Here is a 25,552-nt window from a genome sequence, read left to right on the forward strand (position 1 = left end):
GTCGGCCGGCCGGGTTACGCTCAGCGCATGTTTGACCATGTGTCTCGATTTTCCGTGTTTACGGGCCCCACCCTCATCCAACTTCGCCCAAGCGCTTCGCGCCAAGGCATCGTATCCTTCTCCCGTCAAGGGAGAAGGGAAAGAGAAACAGATGACTGACCGCCTCAAACGCCTGAAATTCCGCGCTTGGCACCGCGGCACGCGCGAGGCCGACTATATGATCGGCGGCTTTTTCGACCGCTATTCCGCGGGCTGGAGCGAAGAAGAAATCGCCTGGTACGAGATCGTCGTCGAGGAAGACGATGTCGACATCATGGCGTGGGCGCTCGGCACCGGCGAACCGCCCGCGCATCTGAACCTGCCCGAAATGATCGCCGCGATGCGCCGGCTGGACTATATCCCGCTGCCATGACCATTCCGGCCGCCGATATTTTCGCCGCGATCGGATCGGCAGCGGCGCCGCTTACGCTGGCGCGCGCCGCCGACGGGTTCCTACCGCTGCTGCTCGCCGATCTGGCGCGCGCCAGCGACAAGCGGCTCGTCTATGTCGCGACCGACGACGCGGCGATGCAGGCGATTGCCGACGCCGCGCCCTTCTTCGCGCCCGACCTCATCGTCCACCGCTTTCCGGCATGGGATTGCCTGCCCTATGACCGCGCGGGGCCGTCGATGCGGGTCAGCGCCGACCGGCTGGCGACGCTGTCGGCGTTGCAGCAGCCTGCGAAACGCGGTGAGCTGCTCCTGACCACCGTCGCCGCGATCACCCAGCGCACGCTGACCCCCTTCCGCATCCGACAGCTCGCGACCACGCTTGCCGCAGGCCAACGGATCGACCGCGACGCGCTCGCCGAGCTGCTCGTCTCAAACGGCTTCAGCCGCGTTGACACCGTCGCCGACCAAGGCGAGTTTGCGGTGCGCGGCGGCATCCTCGACCTGTTCCCCGCGGGCGAGGAGACCGGGCTGCGCGTCGATTTCTTCGGCGACGAGATCGAAAGCATCCGCCGCTTCGACCCCGCCGACCAGCGCAGCCTTGGCCCCGCCAAGGCGCTGCAACTGCTCCCCGCCGCCGAGACCCTGCTCGACCAGGATACGATCAAGCGCTTCAGATCGGGCTACCGCGAGATGTTCGGCGCGCAAGCGACCGGCGATCCGCTGTATCAGGCGGTCAGCGAGGGGCGGCGGCAGGCGGGCATGGACCATTGGCTGCCGCTGTTCGAAGAACGGCTGGCGACGCTGTTCGACCATATCGACCCAGCCACCCCTGTGCTGCGCGGCCATCGCAGCGACGCCACCGCCGAGACGCGCTTCGCCGCGATCACCGATTATCATGCAAACCGCGTCGCGGCCGAAAAGGAATCGACGGGCAGCTATCGGCCACTGGCGCCCGAGACGCTGTATCTGACCGAGGCTGAATGGGCGACCGGGACAACAGCCCGCCCGATCCATATCATCACCCCGTTCGACGTGGCGCCGTCGGCGACGGTCATCGACCTGGAAACCTTTGCAGCGCGCGATTTCACCCCCGAGCGTGCCGCCGACCTCAACATTTATGACAAGGTCGCCGATCATCTGAGCGACGAACGTCGCAAGGGACGGCGCACGATCATCGCCAGCTATTCGGGCGGCGCGCGCGATCGGCTGTCGGGGTTGCTGCGCGAGCATGGGGTTACCGGACTCGTGCAGGCCGAGACCTGGCAGGAGGCGCTCGGTTCCAGTTCCGTTCGTGTCGAGCTAAGTCGAGACACCACGACGGACAGCGCCACCTCGCGGGGTGTCTCGACTTCGCTCGACACGAACGGGAACAAAGGGTCGAGCGAGACGGGCAACGTCGCCCTCATCGTCCTCCCGCTCGACCATGGCTTTGCCTCCGACGCGATCAGTCTGCTCACCGAACAGGACATTCTTGGCGAGCGCCTCGTCCGCCGCCAGAAGCGTCGCAAGAGCGCCGATGCCTTCCTCGCCGAACTGGCGACGCTCAGCGTCGGCGACATGGTCGTTCACCTCGACCATGGCATCGGGCGCTATGAGGGGCTGACCTCTATCCCGGTGGGCAACAGTCCGCATGATTGCGTCGCGCTGACCTATGCGGGCGGCGACAAGCTGTACGTCCCGGTCGAAAATCTCGACGTGCTTTCGCGCTACGGCGGCGAAAGCGACGGGGTGGCGCTCGACCGGCTCGGCGGCGAAGCATGGCAGCGCCGCAAGGCGCGGATGAAGGAACGCATCCGCGAGATCGCGGGCGAACTGCTCGCGACCGCGGCGCAGCGCGCGCTGCGCTCGGGCGAATTGCTTGCGCAGGACGCCGCCTATCCCGCCTTTGCCGACCGCTTCCCCTATCAGGAAACCGACGATCAGGACCGCGCCATCGGCGACGTGCTTGCCGACATGGCGTCGGGCAAGCCGATGGACCGGCTGGTGTGCGGCGACGTCGGGTTCGGCAAGACCGAGGTCGCGCTGCGCGCTGCGTTCGTCGCGGCGATGGCGGGGGTGCAGGTCGCGGTCGTCGTGCCGACCACCTTGCTCGCGCGGCAGCATTTCACCAATTTTGTCGAGCGCTTCAAAGGCTTCCCGGTCAACATCGGCCGGCTGTCGCGCCTCGTCCCCGCGGGCGAAGCGCAAAAGACGCGCGACGGGCTGGCGAGCGGTCAGATCGACATCGTCGTCGGCACCCATGCGGTGATCGCCAAATCGGTCGAGTTCAAGCACCTCGGCCTCGTCATCGTCGACGAGGAACAGCGATTCGGCGTCGTCCATAAGGAGCGGCTGAAGCAGCTCAAGACCGACGTTCATGTCCTGACGCTGACCGCAACGCCGATCCCGCGCACCTTGCAAATGGCGATGTCGGGCCTGCGCGAGCTCAGCGTCATCCAGACGCCGCCGGTCGACCGCCTGGCGGTGCGGACCTATGTCGCGCCATGGGATGCGGTGGTGCTGCGCGAAGCCCTGCTGCGCGAGCATGACCGCGGCGGGCAGAGCTTCTTCGTCGTGCCGCGGATCAAGGATCTGCCCGACACCGAGGAATTTTTGCGCAACCGCGTCCCCGAAATCAAATATGTCGTCGCGCATGGCCAGATGACCCCGACCGAAGTCGAAGACCGGATGAGCGCCTTTTACGACCGCAAATATGACGTACTGCTATCGACGACGATCGTCGAATCTGGGCTCGATATCCCGAGCGCCAACACGCTGATCATCCACCGCGCCGACCGCTTTGGCCTCGCCCAGCTGTACCAGCTGCGCGGGCGGGTCGGGCGCGCCAAGACGCGGGCCTATGCCTATCTCACCACCCCCGAGCATGGCGCGATTACCGATACTGCCGAAAAGCGGCTCAAGCTGCTCGGCGATCTCGATACGTTGGGCGCGGGGTTCCAGCTGGCGAGCCACGATCTCGACATTCGCGGCGCGGGCAACCTCGTCGGCGACGAGCAGTCGGGGCATATTCGCGAGGTCGGCTTCGAACTCTATCAGTCGATGCTGGAAGAGGCGATCCTGATGGCGAAGGCGGAAGGCGCCGGCAAGCTGCCCCCGCGCGAAGCCTTGTCGCCGGTCATCACCGTCGACGCGCCGATCCTGATCCCCGAGGATTATGTCCCCGATCTGCCGCTGCGCATGGCGCTCTATCGCCGCCTCAACGATGCGGCCGACCGTCCGGCGCTCGATGCCTTTGCCGCCGAAATGATCGACCGTTTCGGTCCGCTGCCGCCCGAAACCGCGAACCTGGTGCTGCTGATGGAGATCAAGGCGAATGCAAAGCTTGCCGGGATCGCCAAGCTCGACGTCGGCACCAAGGGGGCGCTGGTCAGCTTCCACAGCGACCAGTTTGCCAATGTCCCCGGGCTGATAGCCTATGTCGAGCGGCTGAAAGGCCGCGCGCGTATCCGTCCCGACAACAAGCTGTCGGTCAGCGGCGACTGGACGAGCACCGGGGCGCGGCTCAATGGCGCGCTGCAATTGTCGAAGGGGCTGGGGAAGCTGGCGCGGCAAGTGGGCTGACCAAAATCGTCATTGCGAGGAGCCGAAGGCGACGCGGCAATCCAGAGTCGCGCAAACCGCTCTGGATTGCTTCGCTTCGCTCGCAATGACGAGACCTATTCCATCAACCCCGGCAACTGATCCCCCGGCACCGGCCCCGACTTCAAAAACCCCTGCCACGTCGCGACGCCCAGTTCGCGCAGCCGTTCCAGTTGGCGCTCGTTCTCGATCCCCTCGGCGACCACCAGCAGCCCCAGCGCGCGCGCGAGATCGACGATCGCGCGCACGACAATGCGGTCGCGGTCGTTGCCGTCGATCGTGCGGGTGAAACCGCTGTCGATCTTCAGATAGTCGATCGGCAGCCGCGCGAGCAGGGCCAGGCTGGAATAGCCGGTGCCGAAGTCGTCGATCGCGATCGCGGCGCCCAGGTTGCGGATTTTGGCCAGCTGTTCGGCGGCGCTTGCCGGATCGCTGAGCATCGCCTGTTCGGTCAGTTCGAGCGTCAGCCGGTCGGGATCGACCCCCGCCGCCTTTGCCATCGCGGCGAAGCGGTCGGCGAAGCCGGGGTCGCCGAGATCGGCAGCGGTGATGTTGAGCGACACGCGCAGGTTGCCGAGCTGGCGCGGCCAGCGCGCCATTTCCGCCAGCGCCACGCGGTGCGCATGTTCGGTCAGTTCGCATTCGAGCCGCGCCGCACGCGCCGCGGTCACCAGCGGTCCAGCGCCGAGCAGCCCGAGTTCGGGATGTTGCCAGCGCAGCAGCGCCTCGACCCCCGTCATCGCGCCGGTCGTCACATCATATTGCGGCTGGTAATGGATCGCGACCTCGCCGCCCGACAGCGCGGCATGGACCATGACCCCGTCACGCGCCGAGGCGGGCCGCGCGAGTTGGTCGCCCGCCTGCCGCAACTGGTCCGCCACCGGTTCGTCGCGCGTAACGAGCGCGGTCACGATGCGAATCGACAGGCGGCCGTTGGGATCGCCGACGATCGGTTCGGCGAGCGCGACGTGCAACGCGCGTTCCTGCGCACGCAAGGCGCCGAGCGACAGCGGCGCGGCGGGCACGATCAGGAAACGCGGCCCGTCGAGACGTTCGACGCACGAGCCGTGACCGAACTCGTCGATCGCGAAATTTTCCAGCCGCCGCCCGATTTCGTCGAGCACCGCATCGCCCGTCGCGGTGCCGGCGCTGTTGTTGATTCGCGCCATCTGGTCGACCTGGACCAGGATCACGCCGACGTCGGCGGCGTGGGCGGCGTGCAAATCTTCGATCTTCAGAACATGGACGGGGCGTGGGTCGGTCAGGCGATTCATGGCGTCCCTCTAGCAGGCTTTGCTTGCCAAGTTCCTCCCTTTTGCATCACAAGACGGTCGTGGCTGTCACATTTTCCCCTCCCCTGCGGCCGGCGACGCCGCTGATCGACGGACATGGGCGGCAAATCAGCTATTTGCGCCTGTCGGTGACCGACCGGTGCGATCTTCGCTGCCGCTATTGCATGGCCGAGGATATGACATTCCTGCCCAAATCGGCGGTGCTGAGTATCGAGGAAATGGGCGAACTGGCGGAGCGATTCGTTGCGCGCGGCGTCCGGCGCATTCGCCTGACCGGCGGCGAGCCGCTGGTGCGGCGCGGGATCGACACGCTGGCAAAGCGGCTCGGTGCGATGATCGGACATGGCCTCGACGAACTGACGCTGACCACCAACGGCATGCGGCTCGCCGAACATGCGCCCATGCTCGCGGCGGCGGGCGTCCGCCGGATCAACGTCAGTCTCGACACGCTCGATCCCGCCGCCTTTCGCCATATCACGCGTGTCGGCGACATCGATGTCGCGCTCGGCGGAATCGCGGCGGCGCGCGCCGCCGGGCTGGCGGTGAAGATCAACATGGTGGCGCTCGCGGGCCTCAACGAAGACCAGCTCCTGCCGTTGCTCGATTATTGCGCCGGCACCGGCTGCGATCTCACGCTCATTGAAACCATGCCGCTCGGCGAGGTCGAGGCCGACCGCAGCGACCATTATATCCCGCTCCACCATTTCATCGCGCCGCTGCGCAACACGCGCGCGCTCTATCCGGTCGACAAGCGCACCGGCGGCCCCGCCCGATACTTTGCGGTCGAAGGCAGCCCGGTCACGCTGGGGCTGATCACTCCGCTCAGCGACAATTTCTGTGCGACGTGCAACCGCATCCGCCTGACCGTCGAGGGGCGCATCTATATGTGTCTGGGACAGGACGACCATATCGACCTGCGCGCGGCGCTGCGTGGGGGCGGCGATGTCGACGGCTTGATTGATGCCGCTTTGGCTGGCAAACCCCGCGCGCATGACTTTCACATCGAACGAAAGTCCACACCGGCGGTCGCGCGTCATATGAGTGCAACGGGCGGCTGACACAGCGCCCGCAGGGGGAAGCGGACCATTATGCATCGCAAGATTGCGCTCGTCGCGTCGAATTCGCCCGTCGCCATGGAGGCCGAGGCGGAACTCAGGCCGCTCTATGACTTCGTCGAGCTGGGCGAGGCCGACCTGCTGATCGCACTGGGCGGCGACGGTTTTCTGCTCCATATGCTGCACCAGCTGCTCGACCAGCGCCGCAGCATGCCGGTGTTCGGGATGAACCGCGGCACCATCGGGTTCCTGATGAACGAGTTCCGCATCGAAGGGCTGCTCGACCGGCTGGCCGCCGCGCGCCCCTTCCTCATCCATCCGCTGTCAGGCGATATCACCACGATCAGCGGCGAACGCCACATCCTGCCCGCGATCAACGAAATCTCGCTGCTCCGCGAAACGCGCCAGGCCGCCAAGCTGGAAGTGATGATCAACGAACGCACGATGCTGGAAGAACTGTCGTGCGACGGGGTGCTGGTATCGACCCCCGCCGGATCGACCGCCTACAACCTCAGCGCCAATGGTCCGATCCTGCCGCTCGAATCGGAAATGCTGGCGCTGACCCCGATCAGCCCGTTCCGCCCGCGGCGTTGGCGCGGCGCGCTGGTCCCCGAATCGACCAGCATCCGCTTCAACGTCCGCGAAGCCGCGAAACGCCCCGTCAGCGCGGTCGCCGACCAGCGCGAGATCCGCGACGTCAAGACAGTGTTGGTCACGACCGACCGCAGCCGCCCGCTGACCTTGCTGTTCGATCCCGATCAGGGATTGGACGAACGCATCGCGATGGAACAATTTATCGTCTGAACGGAAAAATCGCGCCGAAACCCCCTTGATAAACTCACCGGTTGGCGGCAAAGGGGCCGCCTTGCCGCGTCGGCGGCGTGTTCCTCGGTAGCTCAGCGGTAGAGCAATCGACTGTTAATCGATCGGTCGTAGGTTCGAATCCTACCCGGGGAGCCATTTCTTTCCAAGCTGGCACGACATCCGACGGGGTTTACCGCGTTCGCGTTGCCTTCGGTTCGACGCGCGAGTTCGCTCAGTCGCCGCCCTTGTAGATCACCCCGCCCTTCATGATGACATCGAAACAGGATCACTATGCAATAAACGACGCGATTCGGTCGTGCGCCGCCACCCACTGTGGGCGTCCGCATGCGTGACATGAATGCGCTGGTCGAAAATCTGCAAGCCGCGATGCGCGAGGAAAATATCCCTTTTGCGACACAAAACCGCCTTCTGGCCAAGCTCGCCCCGATGTCGCGGCAAGTCATCACGCGCTAGGCGTCACGGCCGGTCAGGAACCGCCCAGCGCCAGCCACAGCAGCAAGCGCGCGCGGCGCGCCTCGCCGCGGGCGATCGCGGCGCGTTCGGTGGCGCCGTCGGCTTGCCGACGCGCCTCCAGCTCGGCTGACAAATCGGCAAGGCCGGCGCGGACGCGCGTGGCCGTCAACGCTTCGACCCGCGCCAGCCGCGCGGCCTCGTCGGCGGTGGCGAACACCCGTGCATCGCTCGCCGCGATCAAGCGGTACCCCGATTCCGCATCGCCCAGCGCGTCAAACACGGCGGCGCGATATTGCTGAAACGCGATCTTCTTGTCCGCCGCGGCCGCGTCAATCTCGGCCGATATGCGGCCAAAGTCGAGCAACGGCCCAGCGATCGCGGCGGCGAGCGAACCGATCAGCGATTCATCGTCGAACAGCTGCCCCGGGCTGAAGGCGAGCAGGCCGAGGCTGGCCGACAGGCTGAGGCGGGGAAAGCGCCGCGCGGCGGTCGCGGCAAGGTCGCTGTCCGCAGCGGCAAGACGCGCTGCCGCGGCGGCGACGTCCGGACGACGGGTGAGCAGGTCCGATGGCAGCGTCGCCGGTGCCGCGGGCAAGGGCTGCGCGCCCGCCCCGGCTGAGAGTTGCTCCGCAATCCATGCGGCATCGCGCGCGGTCAAGGTGACGAGACGGCCGACCAGATTGGCGCGCTCGCCATCGAGCGCGGCGAGACGGCTGCGCGATGACGCTGCAATCGCCTCGGCGCGCGCCGCATCGATGCCCGGCGCAAGGCCGGCTTTCGCCCGCGAATTTGCGAGCCTGACCAGGCGATCGGCCGCATCCAGGTCGCGCAACAGCGCCGCTTGGCGCGCCTCCAGACTGCGCCAGTCGACCACCTGTGACGCAATATCGGCGATCAGCGCGACCCGCACCGCGTCTGCATCGGCAGTCGCGGCGTCCAGTCGCGCCGTCGCCGCACGCTGTTCGGCGCGCAGCCGCCCGAACAGGTCCGCCTCCCACCGGGCGCCGAGCGTCGCGCCATAGGACGTGCGGTCGGGATCGATGGTGATTCCGGGGGGCAGGCTGGCGCCCAAACTGCCGGGGTTCGTCCGGCTCGTTTCGACCGATGCGGACAGATCAAGCTGCGGCGCGCGTTCGGCACGCGCGCGGCGCGCCGCCGCGCGCGCCCGCTCGATCCGCGCGGCCGCTTCGCCGAGCGAAGGCGCATCGGCCAGCGCGGCATCGCGCAGCGCGACGAAGCCCGAGTCGTCGTGGGGCAGCAGCGCAGCAAGCGAGCCGGCCTCGACCGCGTCGGGCAGATAGGAAAAGCTGGCGGGCAGTACCGGCGGCGGCGTATCGATCTGCGGAGGCGGCCCGGCGACGCAGCCGGCGCTGCCCAGCGCCAACAGGGCGGTCAGCGCGGCCTTGCGCATCATCGCTGCGCTCCGGGGCGGGGTTTGGCCGGAATGAAAGCGTCGACCTGCTGCCCGACGCGGAACAGGCCATCGCTCGGCGGCAGCGCATAGATCAGCTGCATGACCCGCACGTCGACGCGTTCGGCGGCGCTGTTCGTCAGCGACCGTTTCGGCACCACCAGCGGCTCGGCGCGGACGAAGCGCGCGGCCACCTGGCGCGCGGCGGCACCGCGGGGCGAGACGATCGCGGCGGCGCCCAGCGCGACGTCGCCTGCCTGATCCTCGTCGATGTCGATCCGGATATGCAGCGGGCGGGTCTCGCCCATCCGGATATAGGGTTCGGTATTGCCACCCTGCGGCCCGCCCGCCTGGACAAATTCGCCCGGCCGGATGTTCACCGCCAAAATCTCTCCCGCGATCGGCGCGCGCACCGCAAGGCGCGACAATTCGACCCGCGCGCTCGCCGCCGCTGCCTCGGCCGCATCTCGCCGCGCGCGGGCCAGCGCCGCGCGGCTCGCCGCGCCCGCGGCGTCACCTTCGGCGCGCAGCAGCTCGGTCCGGCTGACCGCGGCGGGGTCGTCGATCTGGCGGTAGAGCGCGAGCTGGCGCTGCGCTGTGGTTCGGGCGGTATCGGCTTCGGCAATGGCGGCCTGCGCCTCGCGGATCGCCGCTTCCGCCTCGCGCAGCCGCGCGCGCACGGCGCGGTCGTCGACCAGAAACAGCAGGTCGCCCTTGGCCACATAGGTTCCCGGCTGAACGTTCAGGCTCGTGACCAGTCCCGACAGCGCCGTTCCGATATCGACGATCTCGCTCGACGGTTCGACGACTCCTGCCCCGGCAACCCGGTCGCCATTGGCCAGCGCGCCGGTCGCGCGCGGCGGGGTTTGCTGCGGCGGTTCGAGCCGGCGATCGGGCAATCCGACGAAGATATAGACGACCGCCAGCACCACCCCCAGCAAGGCAATGACGGGCAGGATCTGGCGCGGAAAGTTGAGGTTGGCAAAGCGTCGGGTCATGGCGTCAATAGTCCTTCGGCATGTCGCGGCCGTCGTGGGTGATGCGGCCGTCCTCGAGCACGAGGATTCGGTCGGCGAGGTCGAAGATGCGGTTGTCGTGGGTGACGATGATGACCGAGCGGTCGTCGGCGAGCGCGACTTCGCGCAGCAGGTCCATCACGCGGCGCCCCGACCGGGCGTCGAGCGCCGCGGTCGGTTCGTCGCAAACGATCAGCCGCGGCTGGTGAACGAGCGCGCGGGCGATGGCGACGCGTTGCTGCTGCCCGCCCGACAGCTGGCTGGGCAGCTTGTCCGCCTGATCGCCGATATTGAGCGCGGCGAGCAGCTCGGTCGCCCGCGCGCGCGCTTCGCCGCGGTCGACTCCCTGCGCGATCAACGGCACCGCGGCGTTGGCGGCGGCATCGATCGCCGGGATCAGATTATATTGCTGGAAAATGAAACCGACGTTGCGCAGCCGGAAATCGACGAGTTCATTGTCCGACAGATTATAGATATCGGTGCCGAACAGCCGCACCTCGCCCTCGGTCGGCCACAATATGCCGCACATGATCGAAATGAGCGTCGTCTTGCCCGACCCCGACTCGCCGACCAGATAGGTCAGCTCGCCCGCCCGGACGTCGAGATCGATGCCGTGCAGGACGCGGATCGTCTGCTGCCCGGCGGTAAAGTCGCGCACGACGCCGCGGGTGGCAATCGCGGTCGCCGGATCGCCCGGCGCAAAGGGAGCGACGTCGCTCACCGGAACACCGCCGCGGGTTCGGTCCGGAGCACATTGCGCAGCGCGATCCAGCCGGTGAGCGTCAGGATGATCGTCACCGCCGCCAGGCTGATCAGCGGCACCTGCCAAGGGATATAGAAGCCCTTGAAGGTCGGGTTGCTCGAAAAACTCCAGATGAATGCGACCGTGCCGAGCACGCCGAGGCCATAGCCGATCGACCCGACCATCGCCGCCTGCGCAGCGACCATGCGGCGGATCTTGGCATTGTTCACGCCGATGGCCTTGAGCGCGCCGAACTGTTTGATGTTGTCGCGAATGAACAGGCTGAAGGTCAGGCCGACAATCGCCACGCCGACGATGAACCCCAGCATCACGGTGATCCCGAAATTGAGCGGGATACCGGTATTTTCGATGATGAAGTCGATCCCGTCGCGGGCAAATTCGTCGCGGGTGCGGGCGCGGAGGCCGGTTTCGTCGGTGATCCGCGTCGCCAGCGTCTTGGCGTCGACGCCGGGCGCGGCGCCGACGAGGACAAAACTCAGCCGGTTGCGCGTGCCCGGCACAAAATTGAGCGCGCGGCTGTAGCGGGTGTACAGGGTCACCTGGCTGGTAAAGCTGGGAATGGCATCGGCGACCCCCATGATGACCGCGCGCTGGTCGTTGAGTTCCAGCCGCTCGCCGACCGGATCATAGCCTTCCGGAAAAAAGCGCGTCGTGCCGACATCGTCGATCACCACCGCATCGGGCTGTTCGAGCACCTTGGTCGAACCCGACGCCATGCGCCGCGGCAGGCCGATCAGCGTCGCGTCGTCGACGCCGATCACCGACACGCCCTCCAGATCGCCTTCCTTCGTTCGCACCGAGGCCGCGGCGCGCAAGTGCGGGACCGCCCATTCGACGCCGGGCACCGATCGCACGCGGTCGAGCGCGGTCGACGGCATCGGCAGGTTGACGTCGGTCGTGCGGCTGACGGGATCCATCACCCAGACATCGGCCGACGGAACATTATAGACGCCGCTGGCGCCGCGTTCGATCAGATTGACAAAGATCGTCAGCTGCTGCGTGATCAACAAGGTTGAAAAGGCGATGCCGAACAGCAGACCATAAAATTTGGTCGCATCGCCGGTCAGCATTCGGATCGCAATCCAGACCATCGGGGGAGAGCCCTTTATCCGCGACGCTTGCAACCGTTCGCTGTTAGGAACATTATTGAACGGCAGTGTTTAAATGAACGGAAGCGTACAGATTGTCAATCGCGCGGAAAAAAAATCCCGGCAGACCGGCCGACCTCGCCAAACGCGAGGCGATATTGGTGGCGGCGACCCAGGCATTTTTCGAATATGGTTATGGTGCCGCCGCGATCGAACAGATCGCCGCCGCGGCGGGCGTGTCAAAGGTCACCGTCTATAATCATTTCTCGGACAAGCAGGGTCTGTTCGCCGCCGCTATCGAGCGCGAGTGCGAACGGATGCGCGGCCACTTCGCGATCGAAGGACAAAGTGGGGCAAGCTTGCGAGATCATTTGCGGCATATCGGCATGGCGATGGTCGCCTTTCTGTCGCGGCCCGAGATGGTGCAGTTCGAACGCCGCATCGCCGCCGAAACCGAACGCAATCCCGAAATCGGCCGCGCTTTTCTGGATGCCGGACCGCGGCGCATGAAGGCAGCGCTGACCGCTTTCCTGACAGCCGTGGCCGACAGCGGCGGGCTGTCGATCGAAAATCCGGGGCTGGCCGCGGAACAATTTGCCGCGATGTGCAAGGGTTTTGGCGATGTCGAGTTGCGCTTCGGCGCGCCCCCGACCCGCGAGGCGACCCGGCAACGGGTCGAAGCCGCCGTCGATACTTTCCTGCGAGCCTATGGCGGCCATATCACCGCGCGCGTACGCGGCTAGGTTCGGGCAGGAAAGATAGGCGCCCGACCCACCATCGCCGGGAGTGCCCGGTCCATCCGGCCCGCGAGCCAGGCGGCGGCCGCAACCGCCTTGTCGAGGTCCAGTCCCGTCTCAACATGGCTGCGGCCCAGCATATAAAGCACGTCCTCGGTCGCCACATTGCCCGCGGCGCCCGGCGCGAAGGGGCAGCCCCCCAACCCCCCGAGCGCGGCATCGACCGTCGCTGCCCCCTCGCCCACCGCGGCCCAGACATTGGCGAGACCGGTGCCCCGTGTGTTGTGGAAATGCACCCGCACCGGCAACCCCGCAACCGCCTCGCGAACCCGGCCCACCATCTCCGCCACCTGCGCCGGCGATCCGCAACCGATCGTATCGGCGAGCGCGATTTCGCGTGGCGCGCAATCGGCGGCGCGTTTTGCCATCTCGACAACCCGCGCGACGGGCACCTCGCCCTCGAACGGACAGCCGAACGCGGTCGCGATGGTGATTTGTGCGGAACGGTCCGCACCTTTTGCAAGACCGACGATTTCGATCGCGGCCGCAAGCGATTCATCGGCGCTTTGCCCCTGGTTGCGGATACCGAAACTGTCGCTGGTCACACAGACCGCGCCCAGTTCGTCGATCCGCTCCGCGGCGATGGCGCGCTCCGCGCCGCGGCGGTTGAGCACCAGTCCGATATAGGTCACATCGTCGCGGTCGGGCAGCACCGCCACCAGCGCTTCGGCGTCGGCGAGTTGCGGTACTTTTTGGGGGTTCACAAAGCTCGTCACCTCGATCCGCCGTGCGCCATAGTCGATCGCGCGGCGCACCAGTTCGGCCTTGTCGGCGGTCGAAACGAGCGCGGCTTCGTTCTGAAGGCCGTCGCGCGGGCCGACCTCGACCATTTCCACATGCAGATTTGTCAGCATCTTGCGCCCTATAGCATGAAAGTCATTTAGCAGGTTGAAAAATACATAGCATTCTAAGTATAGAGAGCCAAGGGTTGCGAAGCCTGCCTCTATCAGGCCCGGCCCCGAAAGGAACGAGATGACGCAGGCAGAGGGTGGCGGGGGCGCGCTGGCGGGGATCAGGGTGGTCGAGATGGGGCAGCTGATCGCCGGCCCCTTTTGCGGCCAGCTGCTCGGCGACATGGGCGCCGAGATCGTCAAGCTGGAACCACCGGGCACCGGCGACCAGATGCGCCACTGGGGTCAGGGCGACAAGCCCAGCTGGTGGCGCGTCATCGCGCGCAACAAATACTCGGTCGCGGCCGACTTGCGCGAGGAAGAAGGCCAGCAACTGGCGCGCGACCTGATCGCCAAGGCGGACATATTGGTCGAGAATTTCCGCCCCGGAACGCTCGAAAAGTGGAACCTCGATCCCGCCGAATTGCGCCGGGACAATCCTGGGCTGATCGTCGTGCGCGTGTCGGGCTATGGTCAGACCGGCCCCTATTCGGCGCGTGCGGGTTTTGGCGGAATCGGCGAGGCGATGGGCGGCTGGCGCGGGATCGTCGGCTATGCTGACCGCCCACCCGCGCGCATGGGGGTGTCGATCGGCGACACGCTTGCCGCCACCTATGGTTGTATGGGGGCGCTGGCGGCGCTCCACCACCGCAGCAAGACCGGTCAGGGCCAGATCGTCGATTCGGCGTTGTACGAAGCCGTGCTGCAGGTGATGGAATCGACCGTCTCCGACTATTCGGCGAGCGGGACCAAGCGGCAACGCACCGGATCGACCCTGCCCGGGATTGCGCCGTCGAACGTCTATCCGTGCAAGGATGGCGAGTTTCTGATCGGCGCCAACCAGGACGGCGTCTTTGCCCGCCTGGCCGCGGCGATGGGGCGGCCCGACCTCGCGAGCGACGAACGCTACGCCACCCACCGCGCGCGCGGGGCGCGGCAGGCGGAGCTTGACGCGATCATCGGCGAATGGACGCGGACGCTGACGATCGCCGAACTCGAAACGCGGATGATCGCCGCCGGGGTTCCGGCGGGCCGCGTTTTCGATGCCGAGGACATGCTTGCCGATCCGCATTTCGCCGCGCGCGACGCGCTGGTGACAGTGCCCGATGCGGAATGGGGAGAGATCAGGATGCAGGGCGTGTTTCCGAAACTGTCGGCGACGCCGGGCAGCATTCGGCGTCCCGCTCCGCTCGGTGTCGGGCAGGATACCGACGATGTGCTGAAACGCTGGCTGGGCCGGGAGCAGTGACGCGATGATAACCCTTTACGGCGGCCCGACGCCCAACGCGCGCAAGATTGCGATTGCGCTCCTGGAAATGGAGCTCGACTGGCAGCTGGAATATGTCGACATCCTCGCCGGCGACCAACTGACCCCCGAATTTCTGGCGCTCAACCCGAACAACAAGACGCCGGTGATCGTCGACGCAAACGGCCCCGCGGGGGAGCCTTTCATCCTGTGGGAAACCGGCGCTATCCTGCTCTACCTCGCCGAAAAGACGGGGCGTTTCCTGCCGCGGGATCCGGTGAAGCGCGCGATCTGCTGGCAATGGTTGATGTTTCAGGTGTCCGGCGTGGGTCCGATGTTCGGCCAGCAGGCGCATTTCAGTCATTATGCGAAGGATCGACACGCATATGCGATCGAACGCTACAGCCGCGAGGTCGATCGATTGATGATGGTCCTCGACAAACGGCTCGGCGAGGCGGAATGGCTGGGGGGCGACGACTATAGCATCGCCGACATGGCGACCCTGCCCTATCTGCGCCGCCAGTTGATCGAACGGGCCGGCCAGTTCCCCAACGTCGACCGCTGGGGCGCCGCGATGCTGGCGCGACCCGCGGTCGCCGAGGGGATCAAGGTCGGCGTCGCCCGCGCCGAGACAATCGAGGGTGGACTCACCGGTTTCACCGACGCGCATCGCGCGATCCTGTGGGGCGACCGCCAGCACGCACCGCGATAACCGCTAGGGTCAGGACCCTAGTCGTTCGTCACCGCCGCCTGATTGGCGGCGCCGAACATGTTCGACCATTCGCGTGCGTCGAGTTGCTGGTGCCGCCCGACATATTTCGCGGGCGGTTTCAAATCCTCGCGCGCCATCACCCGCGTGACAGCCGGCCGGTCGCGAATCCGTTCGAACCAGCCGCGCATTGCGGGCCATTGTTCAAGCCCCATGCCCATCACGAACGCCGACGCGCGGCCGGGCCATATGGCGATGTCGGCGATCGTATAATCATCCCCCGCGACATAGGCACTCTTCTCCAGCCGCCTTTCAAGCACCGTCAGCAGGCGGTTCAGCTCGTTGGTGTAGCGTTGCACCGCATAGTCCTGACCCGCTGGCGCATAGCGCAGAAAATGGCTCGCCTGTCCGCCCATCGGCCCCAGCCCCGCGACCTGCCAGGTCAGCCACGACAGCGTTGCAGCGCGCGCCGCACCCGACCGCGGCAAAAAGCGTCCCGATCGTTCGGCCAGATATTGCAGGATCGCCCCCGATTCAAAAACGGTGACCGGATCGCCGCCTTCGGGCGGAGCATGGTCGACGATGGCGGGCAGCTTGTGATTGGGATTGATCCGGCCGAACTCGGCGGTCAGCTGGTCGCCATTGAAGATGTCATAGGAAATGACGCGGTACGGCGCACCGATTTCCTCCAGCATGATCGCGATCTTCTGACCGTTCGGGGTCGCCGAATAGTGGAGATCGATCATGTCACATCACCTCGTGGATCACATGCCGGACGCCAAAATCGGTTCGTTCGCCGACCCCGACCGCGAGGATGCCGTTGAGCCAGCCATATTTTGCGCTCGCGGTTTCGAACACCGGCGCGATTCGCAGATAGTAGCGCGAAGGGTCAGCATCGGGCACCGCCGGATCGGAAAAGGTCGCGCGCACATCGTCGGGAATGATGCTCCGCCCGGTGTAGCTCAGATAGATCAGGTCGCCGTCGCCCGTTTGCCACACCGCGCGGGCATCGAAGGTGCCGACCGACGCCTCGTCGCCCAGCCGCCCGCTCCGCGACCAGTTGCCGCCGCCGGGCAATATGATCCCGTTGATCCGCGGGCCGAAAAATCGCCCGCCGCTGATGTAGCCGAGCCGCTGGTCCCCGAACGGCGACGCGCCGATCCCGATGATGCCCCCGCCCACTTCGAACTCGGCGGTACACAGGTGGCGCGTCGCCAGCGTCGCGGGGACGGCCGTCGGATTTTCTGTGAGCATGTTGCGAATCCTCTCTCTGCCTATGGACAAGCATAAAACAATTAGTATACTAAGGGTCAATCAGATTGACGGATCGGGTAACAGCCCGGGACCGCGACAACAGGCTCTATGGGAGGGTGAAAATGAAGGCTCGCAATCAGTTTCTGCTATCCGGCGTCGCAGCGACCGCCATGCTGGTCGGCGCCACGTCGGCCTATGCGCAGGCCGCGGCCAGCGACAGCTACAGCAATGAAATCATCGTCACGGCGCAAAAGCGCGAACAGAGCCTGCAAGACGTGCCGATTTCAATGGAGGTCGTCACCGGCGACAAGATTGCGGAACTGGGCGTCAACGATTTCGCTGACATGGCGGCCTATGTTCCCAACGTCGCCGTCCAGACGACAGCAGGAAACGACGTCATCTATATCCGCGGCTTTGGCTCACCGCCCGCAAACTTCTCGTTCGATCAAGCGGTCAGCCTCTACATCGACGGCGTTTATGCCGGTCGCAGCCGCCAGACGCAGGCGCCCTTTTTCGACCTCGGTCGCGTCGAGGTGCTGCGCGGACCGCAGGGCGCGCTGTTCGGCAAGAACACCGCGGCAGGCGCGATCAGCGTCGTCTCGGCCGCGCCGACGAGGGATTTCCAGGGATCGCTGACCGGCAGCTACGACTTCGAATATGACGGCTTCCAGATTTCGGGCCATGTGTCGGGGCCGATCTCGGACACGTTGAGCGTCCGTCTCGCGGGCCGCATCGTCGACAACAACGGCTATATCCTGAACCGCGCGACGGGCCAGAAAAACCCGCAGACGAAACAACAACTCGTCCGCTTCACGGCGTTGTGGGAGCCGAGCGCCAACTTCGATTTCACCGCGCGCGTCGAATATGGCAACCAGGATATCAAGGGCGGCGTCACCGTGTCGGATTCCGCCACCATGGCGCCGAGGTTGCGGCAGAGCCGCTTCCTTGAGGATTCGGCGCTCGGACAGGAAGGTATCCGCGGCGAAACGCTGATCGCCTCCGGAACCGCAAACCTGAAACTCGGCGATTACACGTTAACGTCGATCACCGGGTACAGCTGGTATGACAGCGCAATGATCAACGGCTTCGATCAGACGCTGCCCAACCCTCCGGGCGGGGTGACGAACAATTCGGTGTACAACAGCTATCCCGAAAATTTCGATCAATTCTCGCAGGAAATCCGGTTGGCGTCGCCGACCGGACAGACGTTCGAATTCATCGTTGGCGCCTATTATGATCGGTCCGATTATCATCTCGATCAATTTGGCGGCTTCAACATCAACAACAGCGCCCTGAACTATTTTGGTCTGCTCCACACCTTTTTTGACCAGAAAACCGAATCTTTCTCGGTGTTCGGGCAATCAACCCTGAATGCCACCGACCGGCTGCGCTTTATCGGCAGCCTGCGCTATACCCATACGAAGAAAGAAGCGACGTTCGACGGCGAGCGTATCTATGGCCCGTTCAATCTGCGTCCGCTGACGCAGGCGCAGGGCAAGCGCAAGGAAAACAACGTCGATCCGTCGATCACCGCGCAATATGACATCAACGACGATGTGATGGTTTATGCGACCTATGGCCGCGGCTCGAAATCGGGTGGCTTTGTCTCGAACACCTATGGCACGACCGACGCGACGTTCCAGTATGAACCCGAAAAGTCGCGCAATATCGAAGCCGGCATCCGCGCCTCCTTCGGCGCGATCACCGCGAACGTGTCGGTGTACGACACCAAGTTCAGCAACCTGCAGGTGTCGGTGTATAATCCGACCACTTCGACCTATCAGACGGGCAACGCCGCCAGCGCGGCATCGACAGGCATCGAAAGCACCTTTGTGCTGAAGCCGTCGCGCAATTTCGACGTCACCGCATCGCTCGCCTATCAGGACATCCGCTACCTCGACTATCCCGGCGCGGCCTGTCTCGCGACCCAACCGGTCAGCGAGTGCAACCCGGCCAGCCCGGCAAGCATCGCGGCGAACAATATCGCCGGCGCGCCCTTGCCCTATGTGTCGGATTGGTCGGGCAGCGTTCAGGCGCACAGCTGGGTGCCGATTTCGTCAGCGCTTGAACTCGACGTTACCGGTGTGGTGTCGTTCCGGTCGGGATATTTCAATTCGGACAACCAGAGCCCGGTCTTTGGCTTTCAGAAGGGCTATGCCAAGGTCGATCTGCGCGTGCAGCTGAGCGACGCCGACAAGCGCTGGCACCTTGCCTTTGTGGGCCGCAACCTCACCAACAAACTGACCGCGGGCAGCGTGTTCCAGCTGCCCTTCCCGATCACCAACACCACGCGTTCGATCCATTATCTGGAACCCGCGCGCAGCCTGGCGATCGAAGCCGGCGTCAAATTCTGACGATGTCCCAGCGACCGGCCGTCGTTGCCGCTTCCCGTCACCGGGAACCGGCAGCGGCGGCCGCGAGCTGTTTGGGGAATTGCCGATGATCGACGTCTATTTCACACCGACGCCCAACGGGCACAAGGTGTCGATCATGCTCGAAGAGATCGCTCTGCCGCACCGGCTGATCGCAATGAATATGCTGGAGGGCGACCATCTGACACCCGAATATCGCCGGATCAATCCGAATGGCCGGCTGCCTGCGATCGTCGACCATGAGCCGGTTGGTGGCGGTGCGCCGCTGCCGGTGTTCGAGTCCGGCGCCATTCTGCTGTATCTCGCCGAAAAGTCGGGGCAATTGCTCCCCGCCGACCCGCGGCGGCGCAGCCAGGCGCAGCAATGGCTGATGTGGCAGATGGCCAGTTTCGGCCCGATGCAAGGTCAGGCGCATCATTTCATCCGCTACGCGCCCGAGGGACAGGATTATCCGGTCGAGCGCTACCGCAACGAAACGTTGCGCCTGCTCCACGTCCTCAACGGCCGCCTTGGCGAAGCCGACTATCTGGCAGAGGAATATTCGATCGCCGACATCGCGGCCTGGCCGTGGACGCGCGCGATCCACGCGATCGGACTGACGCTGGACGATTATCCGGCGGTGGCCGACTGGTTCGCGCGGATCGCCGCGCGGCCTGCGGTGATCGCAGGAACTGACGTCAAGAACGCCGCCAACCTGTCGAGCGCGCGCCCGGTCCTGACCGAGAAACAGTGGTCGAACCTGTTCGGAAAAAACATGCTCGAGGCGCCGACCCGCTAAACCGTGTCGGCGTGGCCCCATTGATATTCGACCGCGCCGTTGATCCGCCGCACGGCGACCCAGTCCCCACCGGCCAGCCCGTCATCTTCGATCAATGCGATCACGCCGTCCGCAATGTCATCGGGCGTGCAGGCCTCGTTGTTTTCGAGCACGGTCCGCATCCAGTCGGACTTGCCCCCTGCCCCCGTCGTGTCGAGGATCGGCGTATCGACCAGACCCGGCAGCATCCCGACGACGCGAACGTTGCACGTCTCCTTCAGCGATGCGCAGCAGCGGGTGAACATCATCACCGCCGCCTTGGTTGTCGCATACATCGCGTCGTAGAAACCGGTGCCGAGCGCTACGGTCGAAACGGTGTTGACGATAACCCCGCCGCCGCGCGCCTTCATCGTCTGCACCGCAATCTGCGTCGCCGCGACGAGCGAGGTAATGTTGACGTCGATGATCCATTGCAGGCGCGCGGCATCGACGTCGGGAAACTGCGGCAGGCCCGACACCACGCCGGCATTGTTGTGCAGGATATCGACGTCGCCATGATCGCGAAACCAGGCCTCGGTCGCGGGAATGTCGGACAGGTCGAGCCTGTGAACATCGACCTGTGCGCCTGCCGATCCTACCAGCCGGGCGGTTTCCGCAAGCCCGCTCCGGTCGATGTCGACCAGTTTGATCCGCGCCGCGCCGCGCCGCGCGAGCATCACCGCGGTCGCGCGGCCGATCCCGCTGGCCGCACCCGTTACGATTGCCGTTTTGCCCTGAATCTTCATCCTGCCTCTCCCGCACTCATGTCGCTACCGTAAAGCACATTGACAGATAAGCTTAAATACCTAAGTATTTTCGGATCGATAAAAGCAGCGCGTTTGGGGAGAGTTATGACCGAGGCAACGGCCGTCAACGCAGGCGCGGCAGCGTCCGATCCGGGGCTGGCGCTGCGTCGCAACGCCGCGCTGGTGATGCTTTTCATCGTCGGGACGATCAACTTCGTCGATCGCCAGCTCTTGTCCGTGCTGGTCGAGCCGATCCGGGCCGAGATGGATTTCAGCGATACCCAGTTCGGCCTGCTCACCGGATTGGCCTTCGCACTGTTCTACGCGGCGATGGGCGTTCCCGTGGCAATGATCGCCGACCGGTGGAATCGCATCAAGCTGATCGGCATATCATGCATGGTGTGGAGCGCCTTCACCGCGGCATGCGGCATGGCCAGCAATTTCTGGCAGTTGGCATTGATGCGCTTTGGGGTCGGCGCGGGCGAAGCGGGCGGCACCGCGCCGTCGCTGTCGGTCATCGCCGACTATTACCCGCCGGCGCAGCGGCCATTGATGATCGGCCTGTTCACCTGCAACGGTCCGTTCGGCGTCTTTGTCGGCGCTGCCTTCGGCGCGTGGGCGGCGGCGCATATCGGCTGGCGCGGCGCCTTTATCGTCATCGGGATCGTCGGCATCCTGATCGCACCGATCATGATCTGGCTCGTCCGCGAACCGGCGCGCGGTGCGATGGATACGCACCAGCCCGCCGACGAAGCGCTGCCGTTCAGCCAAAGCCTGGCGATGTTCATCCGCCGCCGCTCGCTGCGCATGGTGATGATCGGTAGCGGCCTCGCCGCCTTTGTCAGCTATGGCATGCTCAACTGGATTCCTGCCTTTTTGATGCGGACCCAGAAAATGCCGCTCGAAGCGATGGCAACCTGGTTCGCGCCGGCGGCGGGCATCACCTTTGGCATCGGCATCCTCGGCGGCGGCTGGCTCGTCAGCCGCCGGGCGAAACACTCGGCGCGCGCCTATGGCACGATACCCGCGCTGGCGACCGCGGTGCTGGTGCCGACCTTCATCGCCGCCTTGCTGGTCGACAGCTGGCAGCTTTCGCTGGCGCTGATGCTGATCCCGATGGCGGCCTGCACCGCCTATGTCGCGCCTGCCCTTGCGCTCGTGCAAAATCTGACCCCGCCGCGCAGCCGCGCGACCGCTGCGGCGGTCATCATGTTGATGTTCAATATCGTGGGACTGGGGCTTGGCCCGCTGTTCGCCGGGATCGTCAGCGACGCGTTGAAGCCCGATTATGGCGACGACAGCCTGCGCTGGGCGTTGATGGCATTGATGCCCTTCGCCGCAGCCGCCGGCATCGCGCAATATCGCATGACCCGTTATCTGGAAAAGGACTTCGCCGAATGACCTCGGTTGCGGGCAAGACGGCGTTCATCACCGGTGGTGCCAGCGGGCTCGGCCGCGCAACCGCCAAAGCGCTTGCGGCACGGGGCGCCGCGGTCATTCTGGCCGACATCGATGGCCCGGGCGCGGAAGCTGCGGCGGCGGATCTGCGCCGTCACGGTGCCGAAGCAATGGGGATATATCTCGACGTCACCCGCGAGGACAGCTGGGCCGCTGCGGGGGAAAGAGCCCGCGACTTTGGCGCGGTGCGCATCCTGTTCAGCAATGCCGGCGTCGGCGGCGGATCGGGACCGTTCGAACAATATGACCCCAACGTGTGGCGCTGGAACTATGCGGTCAACGCCCACGCCCATCTGTACGCCTGCCGGACCTTTCTGGGCGCGATGAAAGCCAGCGGCGAACCGAGCCATCTGGTCATCACATCGTCGATGGTCGCGATCGTTCCGCCGCCGATCTCGGTTGCCTATATCAGCTCGAAATATGCGACGCTGGGGATTGCCATGGCGCTGCGCAACGAACTGGCCGAAAGCTGTGTCGGCGTATCGGTGCTGATGCCGGGCATGTCGGCCACGCGGATCGTCGAGACCACGCGCGATTTGCGCCCGGTCGAACAGGAAGCCGGCGCCGCAGCCGCTACCAGCCGGGCGATGCAGGGCGTGCTTGCGGGCGGCATGTCGCCCGACAAGATTGGCCTCCGGGTGGTCGAAGCAATCGAGCGCGGCGACTATTGGATCTTCACCCACCCCGAATGGAAGAAGATGGCCGAATTGGTGACCAACGATATGCTGGCGGCGTTCGGCGCGTCGGCCGACCCGGACTATCGCGGCGACGATATCGACGGTCTGATCGCCGCAAACGGCGGCCGCATGTTTGGCGCGAAGGCATAGGAGAGCGACATGGCCGAAGAGAATGATATCCGCGACATGGCCCGGCGGTTCTTTGACGCGATTGAGGCGGGCGACATCGAAACGATGCGAAGCAGTTTCGCCCCCGATGCCGAGATCTGGCACAATACCGACGAGCTGATCGTCACGCGCGACCAGACGGCGCAGACGCTGACCGGCATGGTGGCACGGATCAAGGACCGCAAATATGCCGATCGCCAGCTCACCGCTTTTCCGGGCGGTTTTGTCCAGCAGCATGTCCTGACCGGCGTCCGCGTTCACGACGATGTCGCGGTCCGTTTGCCGTGCGCGATCATCTGTACGGTCGAAAATGGCCGGATCACACGGCTCGACGAATATTTCGACAGCGCGCATGTCGCCGAATTCCGCAAATTTGCGAACGCCTGAGGAGTTTTTCATGCCCGTTCTGCGTCAGGTCCCCCGGTCCGAAGTCACCGACGAGACCGTCCTCGCCTATTACAACCGCCTGTTCGGCGACCGCGATCCGGTTGCCGAACCCGGCACCGCGACCGGCACGCCCGGCGACTGGTGGACGGTGTTCGCCCTGTCGCCCGACATCTTCGAACATGCGGTCAAGGGGTTCGCCGTCTATCGCAATCCTGCGCGCACGATTGATCCGGTCCTGCGCGAGCTCGGCCAGACGCGTGCCGGCTGGGTCAAGGGCAGCCAGTTCGTCTTCTCGCAGCATTGCAAGTCGCTCCGCGGCCTCGACGTGAGCGAAGAAAAGATCGCGGCTATCGCGCACTGGCAGGTCGCCGATTGTTACGACGAACAGGAGCGCACCGTGCTCGCCTATGCCGATTGCCTTAGCCAGGCCGGGGGCCGCGTCCCGCTCGAGGTGTTCGACAAGCTCAAGACCTTCTGGAACGACGAGCAGATTTTCGAGTTCACCTACATCACCTGCCTGTACGACATGCACGCGGTGATCACGCGCGCGCTGCGCATGGAATATGACGCACGCGAGGATCCGATCGTCGAGATCGCGGCACCCGAAGGCTTCAGCGCCGCCGACTTCCTGAGCGCGCCGCGCCCGGCGGGCGAATAAGCCTCGAGCAAAACCGTCAATTAAATTGACAATTATGCTTGATTGTGGCACTCGGGAGGGGAGAGGACAGGATGAAATTCTATAACAGCGTCGGCCCCAACCCGCGCGTCGTGAAGCTGTTCATGGCCGAAAAGGGTATCGAGATTGCGGAGGTCGGCGTCGACCTGCGTGGCGGCGAGAACCGGCGACCGCCCTATAACGTCGATGTAAACCCTGCGGGGCAGACACCCGCGCTGGAACTCAACAATGGGCATGTGCTGACCGAGGTCACCGCGATCTGCGAATATCTCGAGGAGCTTTTCCCCGATCCCGCACTGATCGGTGCGACCCCGGAAACGCGCGCCAATACGCGCATGTGGACGCGCCGCGTCGACCTTAAGATATGCGAGCCACTGACCAACGGCTTTCGCTTTGCCGAGGGCTTGCCGCTGTTCGAACCACGACTTCGTTGCCTGCCCGAAGCGGCGGAGGGATTGAAGGCCACGGCCCAGGACGGAATCCGCTGGCTCGACCCGCTGATCGCCGGGCGAGCGTTTATCGCGGGCGGCGCCCTGTCGCTGGCCGACATCATGCTGTTCGCTTTTCTCGACTTCGGGGCAACGGTCGGCCAGCCGATCGATCCCGCGGCAACCAATGTGCAGCGCTGGTACGAACGGATGAAAAACCGCCCCAGCGCCCGGACGAATTGACAAGGAGACGGATGATGGCTGCCAACAAGGAATTTGAATTCTGCGGGGTCAACCACCTCGCGCTCGTATGCAAGGATATGGCGAAGACGGTCGAATTTTATCGCGACATATTGGGCATGCCGCTGACCAAGACGATCGACCTGCCCGGCGGTCGCGGCCAACATTTCTTTTTCGACATGGGCAATGGCGACAGCCTCGCCTTTTTCTGGTTCCCCGATGCACCTGCGGCCGTCCCCGGCATTTCGGCCCCCGCGGCGCTGCCGACGCAGGGCAGCTTTGTGTCGGCGCATGGTTCGATGAACCATATTGCGATCAACGTGCCGGCTGAGCGCTTCGATGAATATTACCAGCGTCTGGTCGACAAGGGCGTGCCGGTCACCAAAGTGTTGAATCACGACAATTCGCCGACGCAGTCGTCCGACGAAATGAACGACGACGTCTTCGTCCGGTCGGTCTATTTCTTCGATCCCGACGGCGTGTGTCTGGAATTTGCGGCCTGGACCAAGACGTTCGACCAACGCGACGTCGCCCACGACCCGATGAAGGCCGACGGCACCAAGGCCGAGGGCATGATCACCGGCCGCACGCCGGTGCCCGCCGAATAGATATCCCTGTCACTCCACTGGGGATCTGACTGGACCCGGCCATTGGCCGGGTTCTTTTTTGCGATGGAGGGGTTCGACGGGCGACGGCCTTCATCTCCTCCCCATCGACTTGCGATGGGGAGGGGGACCGCCGCCGCAGGCGGTGGTGGAGGGGTAGCAACGTCCGCGTAATGGCCCCTCCGTCAG

The 25,552-nt window shown here is 65.1% G+C and carries 25 protein-coding genes and 1 tRNA gene; 17 read left to right on the forward strand and 9 right to left on the reverse strand.

From position 1 onward, the window contains the following. Nucleotides 1-151 precede the first annotated feature (151 nt). Nucleotides 152-412: a succinate dehydrogenase assembly factor 2 gene (locus IR187_RS14910; protein WP_194955375.1), complete on the forward strand. Its 261-nt coding sequence runs from the start codon at nt 152-154 to the stop codon at nt 410-412. Continuing rightward, nucleotides 409-3,993, forward strand: a complete 3,585-nt coding sequence (gene mfd / locus IR187_RS14915) for a transcription-repair coupling factor (RefSeq protein WP_194955376.1) — start codon at nt 409-411, stop codon at nt 3,991-3,993. The genes IR187_RS14910 and mfd overlap by 4 nt, the downstream gene beginning before the upstream one ends. Nucleotides 3,994-4,088: 95 nt before the next feature. On the opposite strand, the gene IR187_RS14920 is transcribed toward mfd, so the two are convergent. Continuing rightward, a complete protein-coding gene (locus tag IR187_RS14920) occupies nt 4,089-5,285 on the reverse strand; it encodes a GGDEF domain-containing phosphodiesterase (RefSeq protein ID WP_194955377.1) in 1,197 nt (398 codons plus the stop codon). A gap of 59 nt (nt 5,286-5,344) precedes the next feature. Between IR187_RS14920 and moaA the strand changes: the two genes are divergently transcribed. The 4 genes from moaA (at nt 5,345) to IR187_RS17040 (ending at nt 7,636) form a co-directional block, all read left to right on the forward strand. Beyond that, nucleotides 5,345-6,361, forward strand: a complete 1,017-nt coding sequence (moaA, locus tag IR187_RS14925) for a GTP 3',8-cyclase MoaA (protein WP_324187707.1) — start codon at nt 5,345-5,347, stop codon at nt 6,359-6,361. 30 nt (nt 6,362-6,391) lie between these two features. After that, the gene (locus tag IR187_RS14930; protein WP_194955378.1) at nt 6,392-7,162 is read left to right on the forward strand and encodes an NAD kinase; all 771 of its coding nucleotides are present in this window, start codon (nt 6,392-6,394) and stop codon (nt 7,160-7,162) included. A gap of 81 nt (nt 7,163-7,243) precedes the next feature. Then, nucleotides 7,244-7,318: transfer RNA gene (locus tag IR187_RS14935), tRNA-Asn, on the forward strand. Nucleotides 7,319-7,507: 189 nt separating this feature from the next. Continuing rightward, nucleotides 7,508-7,636, forward strand: a complete 129-nt coding sequence (locus tag IR187_RS17040; RefSeq protein WP_267463791.1) for a globin family protein — start codon at nt 7,508-7,510, stop codon at nt 7,634-7,636. Between the two features lie 13 nt (nt 7,637-7,649). Here the strand turns inward: IR187_RS17040 and IR187_RS14940 are convergent, their stop codons facing one another. From IR187_RS14940 to IR187_RS14955, 4 genes are read right to left on the reverse strand one after another with little or no spacing between them, the layout of a single operon-like run. Continuing rightward, nucleotides 7,650-9,050: an efflux transporter outer membrane subunit gene (locus IR187_RS14940; RefSeq protein WP_194955379.1), complete on the reverse strand. Its 1,401-nt coding sequence runs from the start codon at nt 9,048-9,050 to the stop codon at nt 7,650-7,652. Then, nucleotides 9,047-10,045: an efflux RND transporter periplasmic adaptor subunit gene (locus tag IR187_RS14945; RefSeq protein ID WP_194955380.1), complete on the reverse strand. Its 999-nt coding sequence runs from the start codon at nt 10,043-10,045 to the stop codon at nt 9,047-9,049. Before IR187_RS14945 ends, IR187_RS14940 begins: the two co-directional genes overlap by 4 nt. A 4-nt stretch (nt 10,046-10,049) precedes the next feature. Further along, the gene (locus tag IR187_RS14950; RefSeq protein WP_194955381.1) at nt 10,050-10,784 is read right to left on the reverse strand and encodes an ABC transporter ATP-binding protein; all 735 of its coding nucleotides are present in this window, start codon (nt 10,782-10,784) and stop codon (nt 10,050-10,052) included. Continuing rightward, entirely contained in the window at nt 10,781-11,917 is a 1,137-nt protein-coding gene (locus tag IR187_RS14955) for an ABC transporter permease (protein WP_194955382.1), read from the reverse strand. The genes IR187_RS14950 and IR187_RS14955 overlap by 4 nt, the downstream gene beginning before the upstream one ends. A gap of 92 nt (nt 11,918-12,009) precedes the next feature. On the opposite strand from IR187_RS14955, the gene IR187_RS14960 reads away from it, so the two are divergent. After that, the gene (locus tag IR187_RS14960) at nt 12,010-12,657 is read left to right on the forward strand and encodes a TetR/AcrR family transcriptional regulator (RefSeq protein WP_228765974.1); all 648 of its coding nucleotides are present in this window, start codon (nt 12,010-12,012) and stop codon (nt 12,655-12,657) included. Here the strand turns inward: IR187_RS14960 and IR187_RS14965 are convergent. Beyond that, nucleotides 12,654-13,565, reverse strand: a complete 912-nt coding sequence (locus IR187_RS14965; protein ID WP_194955383.1) for a hydroxymethylglutaryl-CoA lyase — start codon at nt 13,563-13,565, stop codon at nt 12,654-12,656. The genes IR187_RS14960 and IR187_RS14965 overlap by 4 nt on opposite strands. 118 nt (nt 13,566-13,683) lie before the next feature. Here IR187_RS14965 and IR187_RS14970 point away from each other — a divergent pair, with 118 nt between their 5' ends. Continuing rightward, nucleotides 13,684-14,850, forward strand: coding sequence for a CaiB/BaiF CoA transferase family protein (locus tag IR187_RS14970; protein ID WP_194955384.1), 1,167 nt, complete (start codon nt 13,684-13,686; stop codon nt 14,848-14,850). A gap of 4 nt (nt 14,851-14,854) precedes the next feature. Further along, nucleotides 14,855-15,559, forward strand: a complete 705-nt coding sequence (locus tag IR187_RS14975; protein ID WP_194955385.1) for a glutathione S-transferase family protein — start codon at nt 14,855-14,857, stop codon at nt 15,557-15,559. Nucleotides 15,560-15,576: 17 nt separating this feature from the next. On the opposite strand, the gene IR187_RS14980 is transcribed toward IR187_RS14975, so the two are convergent. Together IR187_RS14980 and IR187_RS14985 are read right to left on the reverse strand one after the other, a co-directional pair. Further along, nucleotides 15,577-16,302: a glutathione binding-like protein gene (locus IR187_RS14980; protein WP_194955386.1), complete on the reverse strand. Its 726-nt coding sequence runs from the start codon at nt 16,300-16,302 to the stop codon at nt 15,577-15,579. A 1-nt stretch (nt 16,303) separates the two neighbouring features. Continuing rightward, entirely contained in the window at nt 16,304-16,810 is a 507-nt protein-coding gene (locus tag IR187_RS14985) for a DUF3237 domain-containing protein (RefSeq protein WP_194955387.1), read from the reverse strand. A 122-nt stretch (nt 16,811-16,932) separates the two neighbouring features. Here IR187_RS14985 and IR187_RS14990 point away from each other — a divergent pair, with 122 nt between their 5' ends. Together IR187_RS14990 and IR187_RS14995 are read left to right on the forward strand one after the other, a co-directional pair. After that, the gene (locus IR187_RS14990) at nt 16,933-19,164 is read left to right on the forward strand and encodes a TonB-dependent receptor (RefSeq protein ID WP_194955388.1); all 2,232 of its coding nucleotides are present in this window, start codon (nt 16,933-16,935) and stop codon (nt 19,162-19,164) included. 85 nt (nt 19,165-19,249) lie between these two features. Beyond that, a complete protein-coding gene (locus tag IR187_RS14995) occupies nt 19,250-19,960 on the forward strand; it encodes a glutathione binding-like protein (protein ID WP_194955389.1) in 711 nt (236 codons plus the stop codon). Here IR187_RS14995 and IR187_RS15000 read toward each other — a convergent pair. Further along, entirely contained in the window at nt 19,957-20,724 is a 768-nt protein-coding gene (locus IR187_RS15000) for an SDR family NAD(P)-dependent oxidoreductase (protein WP_194955390.1), read from the reverse strand. The two genes, IR187_RS14995 and IR187_RS15000, sit on opposite strands and share 4 nt — an antisense overlap. Nucleotides 20,725-20,829: 105 nt before the next feature. On the opposite strand from IR187_RS15000, the gene IR187_RS15005 reads away from it, so the two are divergent. From IR187_RS15005 to IR187_RS15030, 6 genes are all read left to right on the forward strand, one after another. Next, nucleotides 20,830-22,125 carry a spinster family MFS transporter gene (locus tag IR187_RS15005; RefSeq protein WP_194955391.1) on the forward strand — a complete coding sequence of 432 codons (1,296 nt, stop codon included), beginning with the start codon at nt 20,830-20,832 and terminating at the stop codon, nt 22,123-22,125. After that, a complete protein-coding gene (locus tag IR187_RS15010; RefSeq protein WP_194955392.1) occupies nt 22,122-23,009 on the forward strand; it encodes an SDR family NAD(P)-dependent oxidoreductase in 888 nt (295 codons plus the stop codon). Before IR187_RS15005 ends, IR187_RS15010 begins: the two co-directional genes overlap by 4 nt. Before the next feature lie 9 nt (nt 23,010-23,018). Next, on the forward strand, nt 23,019-23,414 hold the full coding sequence (locus IR187_RS15015; RefSeq protein ID WP_194955393.1) for a nuclear transport factor 2 family protein: 396 nt from the start codon (nt 23,019-23,021) through the stop codon (nt 23,412-23,414). A 10-nt stretch (nt 23,415-23,424) separates the two neighbouring features. Next, nucleotides 23,425-24,072, forward strand: coding sequence for a carboxymuconolactone decarboxylase family protein (locus IR187_RS15020; RefSeq protein WP_194955394.1), 648 nt, complete (start codon nt 23,425-23,427; stop codon nt 24,070-24,072). A 71-nt stretch (nt 24,073-24,143) separates the two neighbouring features. After that, nucleotides 24,144-24,761, forward strand: a complete 618-nt coding sequence (locus IR187_RS15025; RefSeq protein ID WP_194955395.1) for a glutathione S-transferase family protein — start codon at nt 24,144-24,146, stop codon at nt 24,759-24,761. A gap of 14 nt (nt 24,762-24,775) precedes the next feature. After that, nucleotides 24,776-25,366 carry a VOC family protein gene (locus IR187_RS15030; protein WP_228765975.1) on the forward strand — a complete coding sequence of 197 codons (591 nt, stop codon included), beginning with the start codon at nt 24,776-24,778 and terminating at the stop codon, nt 25,364-25,366. Nucleotides 25,367-25,552: the final 186 nt, after the last annotated feature.

Source organism: Sphingopyxis solisilvae, assembly GCF_015475875.1.
Taxonomy (GTDB): domain Bacteria; phylum Pseudomonadota; class Alphaproteobacteria; order Sphingomonadales; family Sphingomonadaceae; genus Sphingopyxis; species Sphingopyxis solisilvae.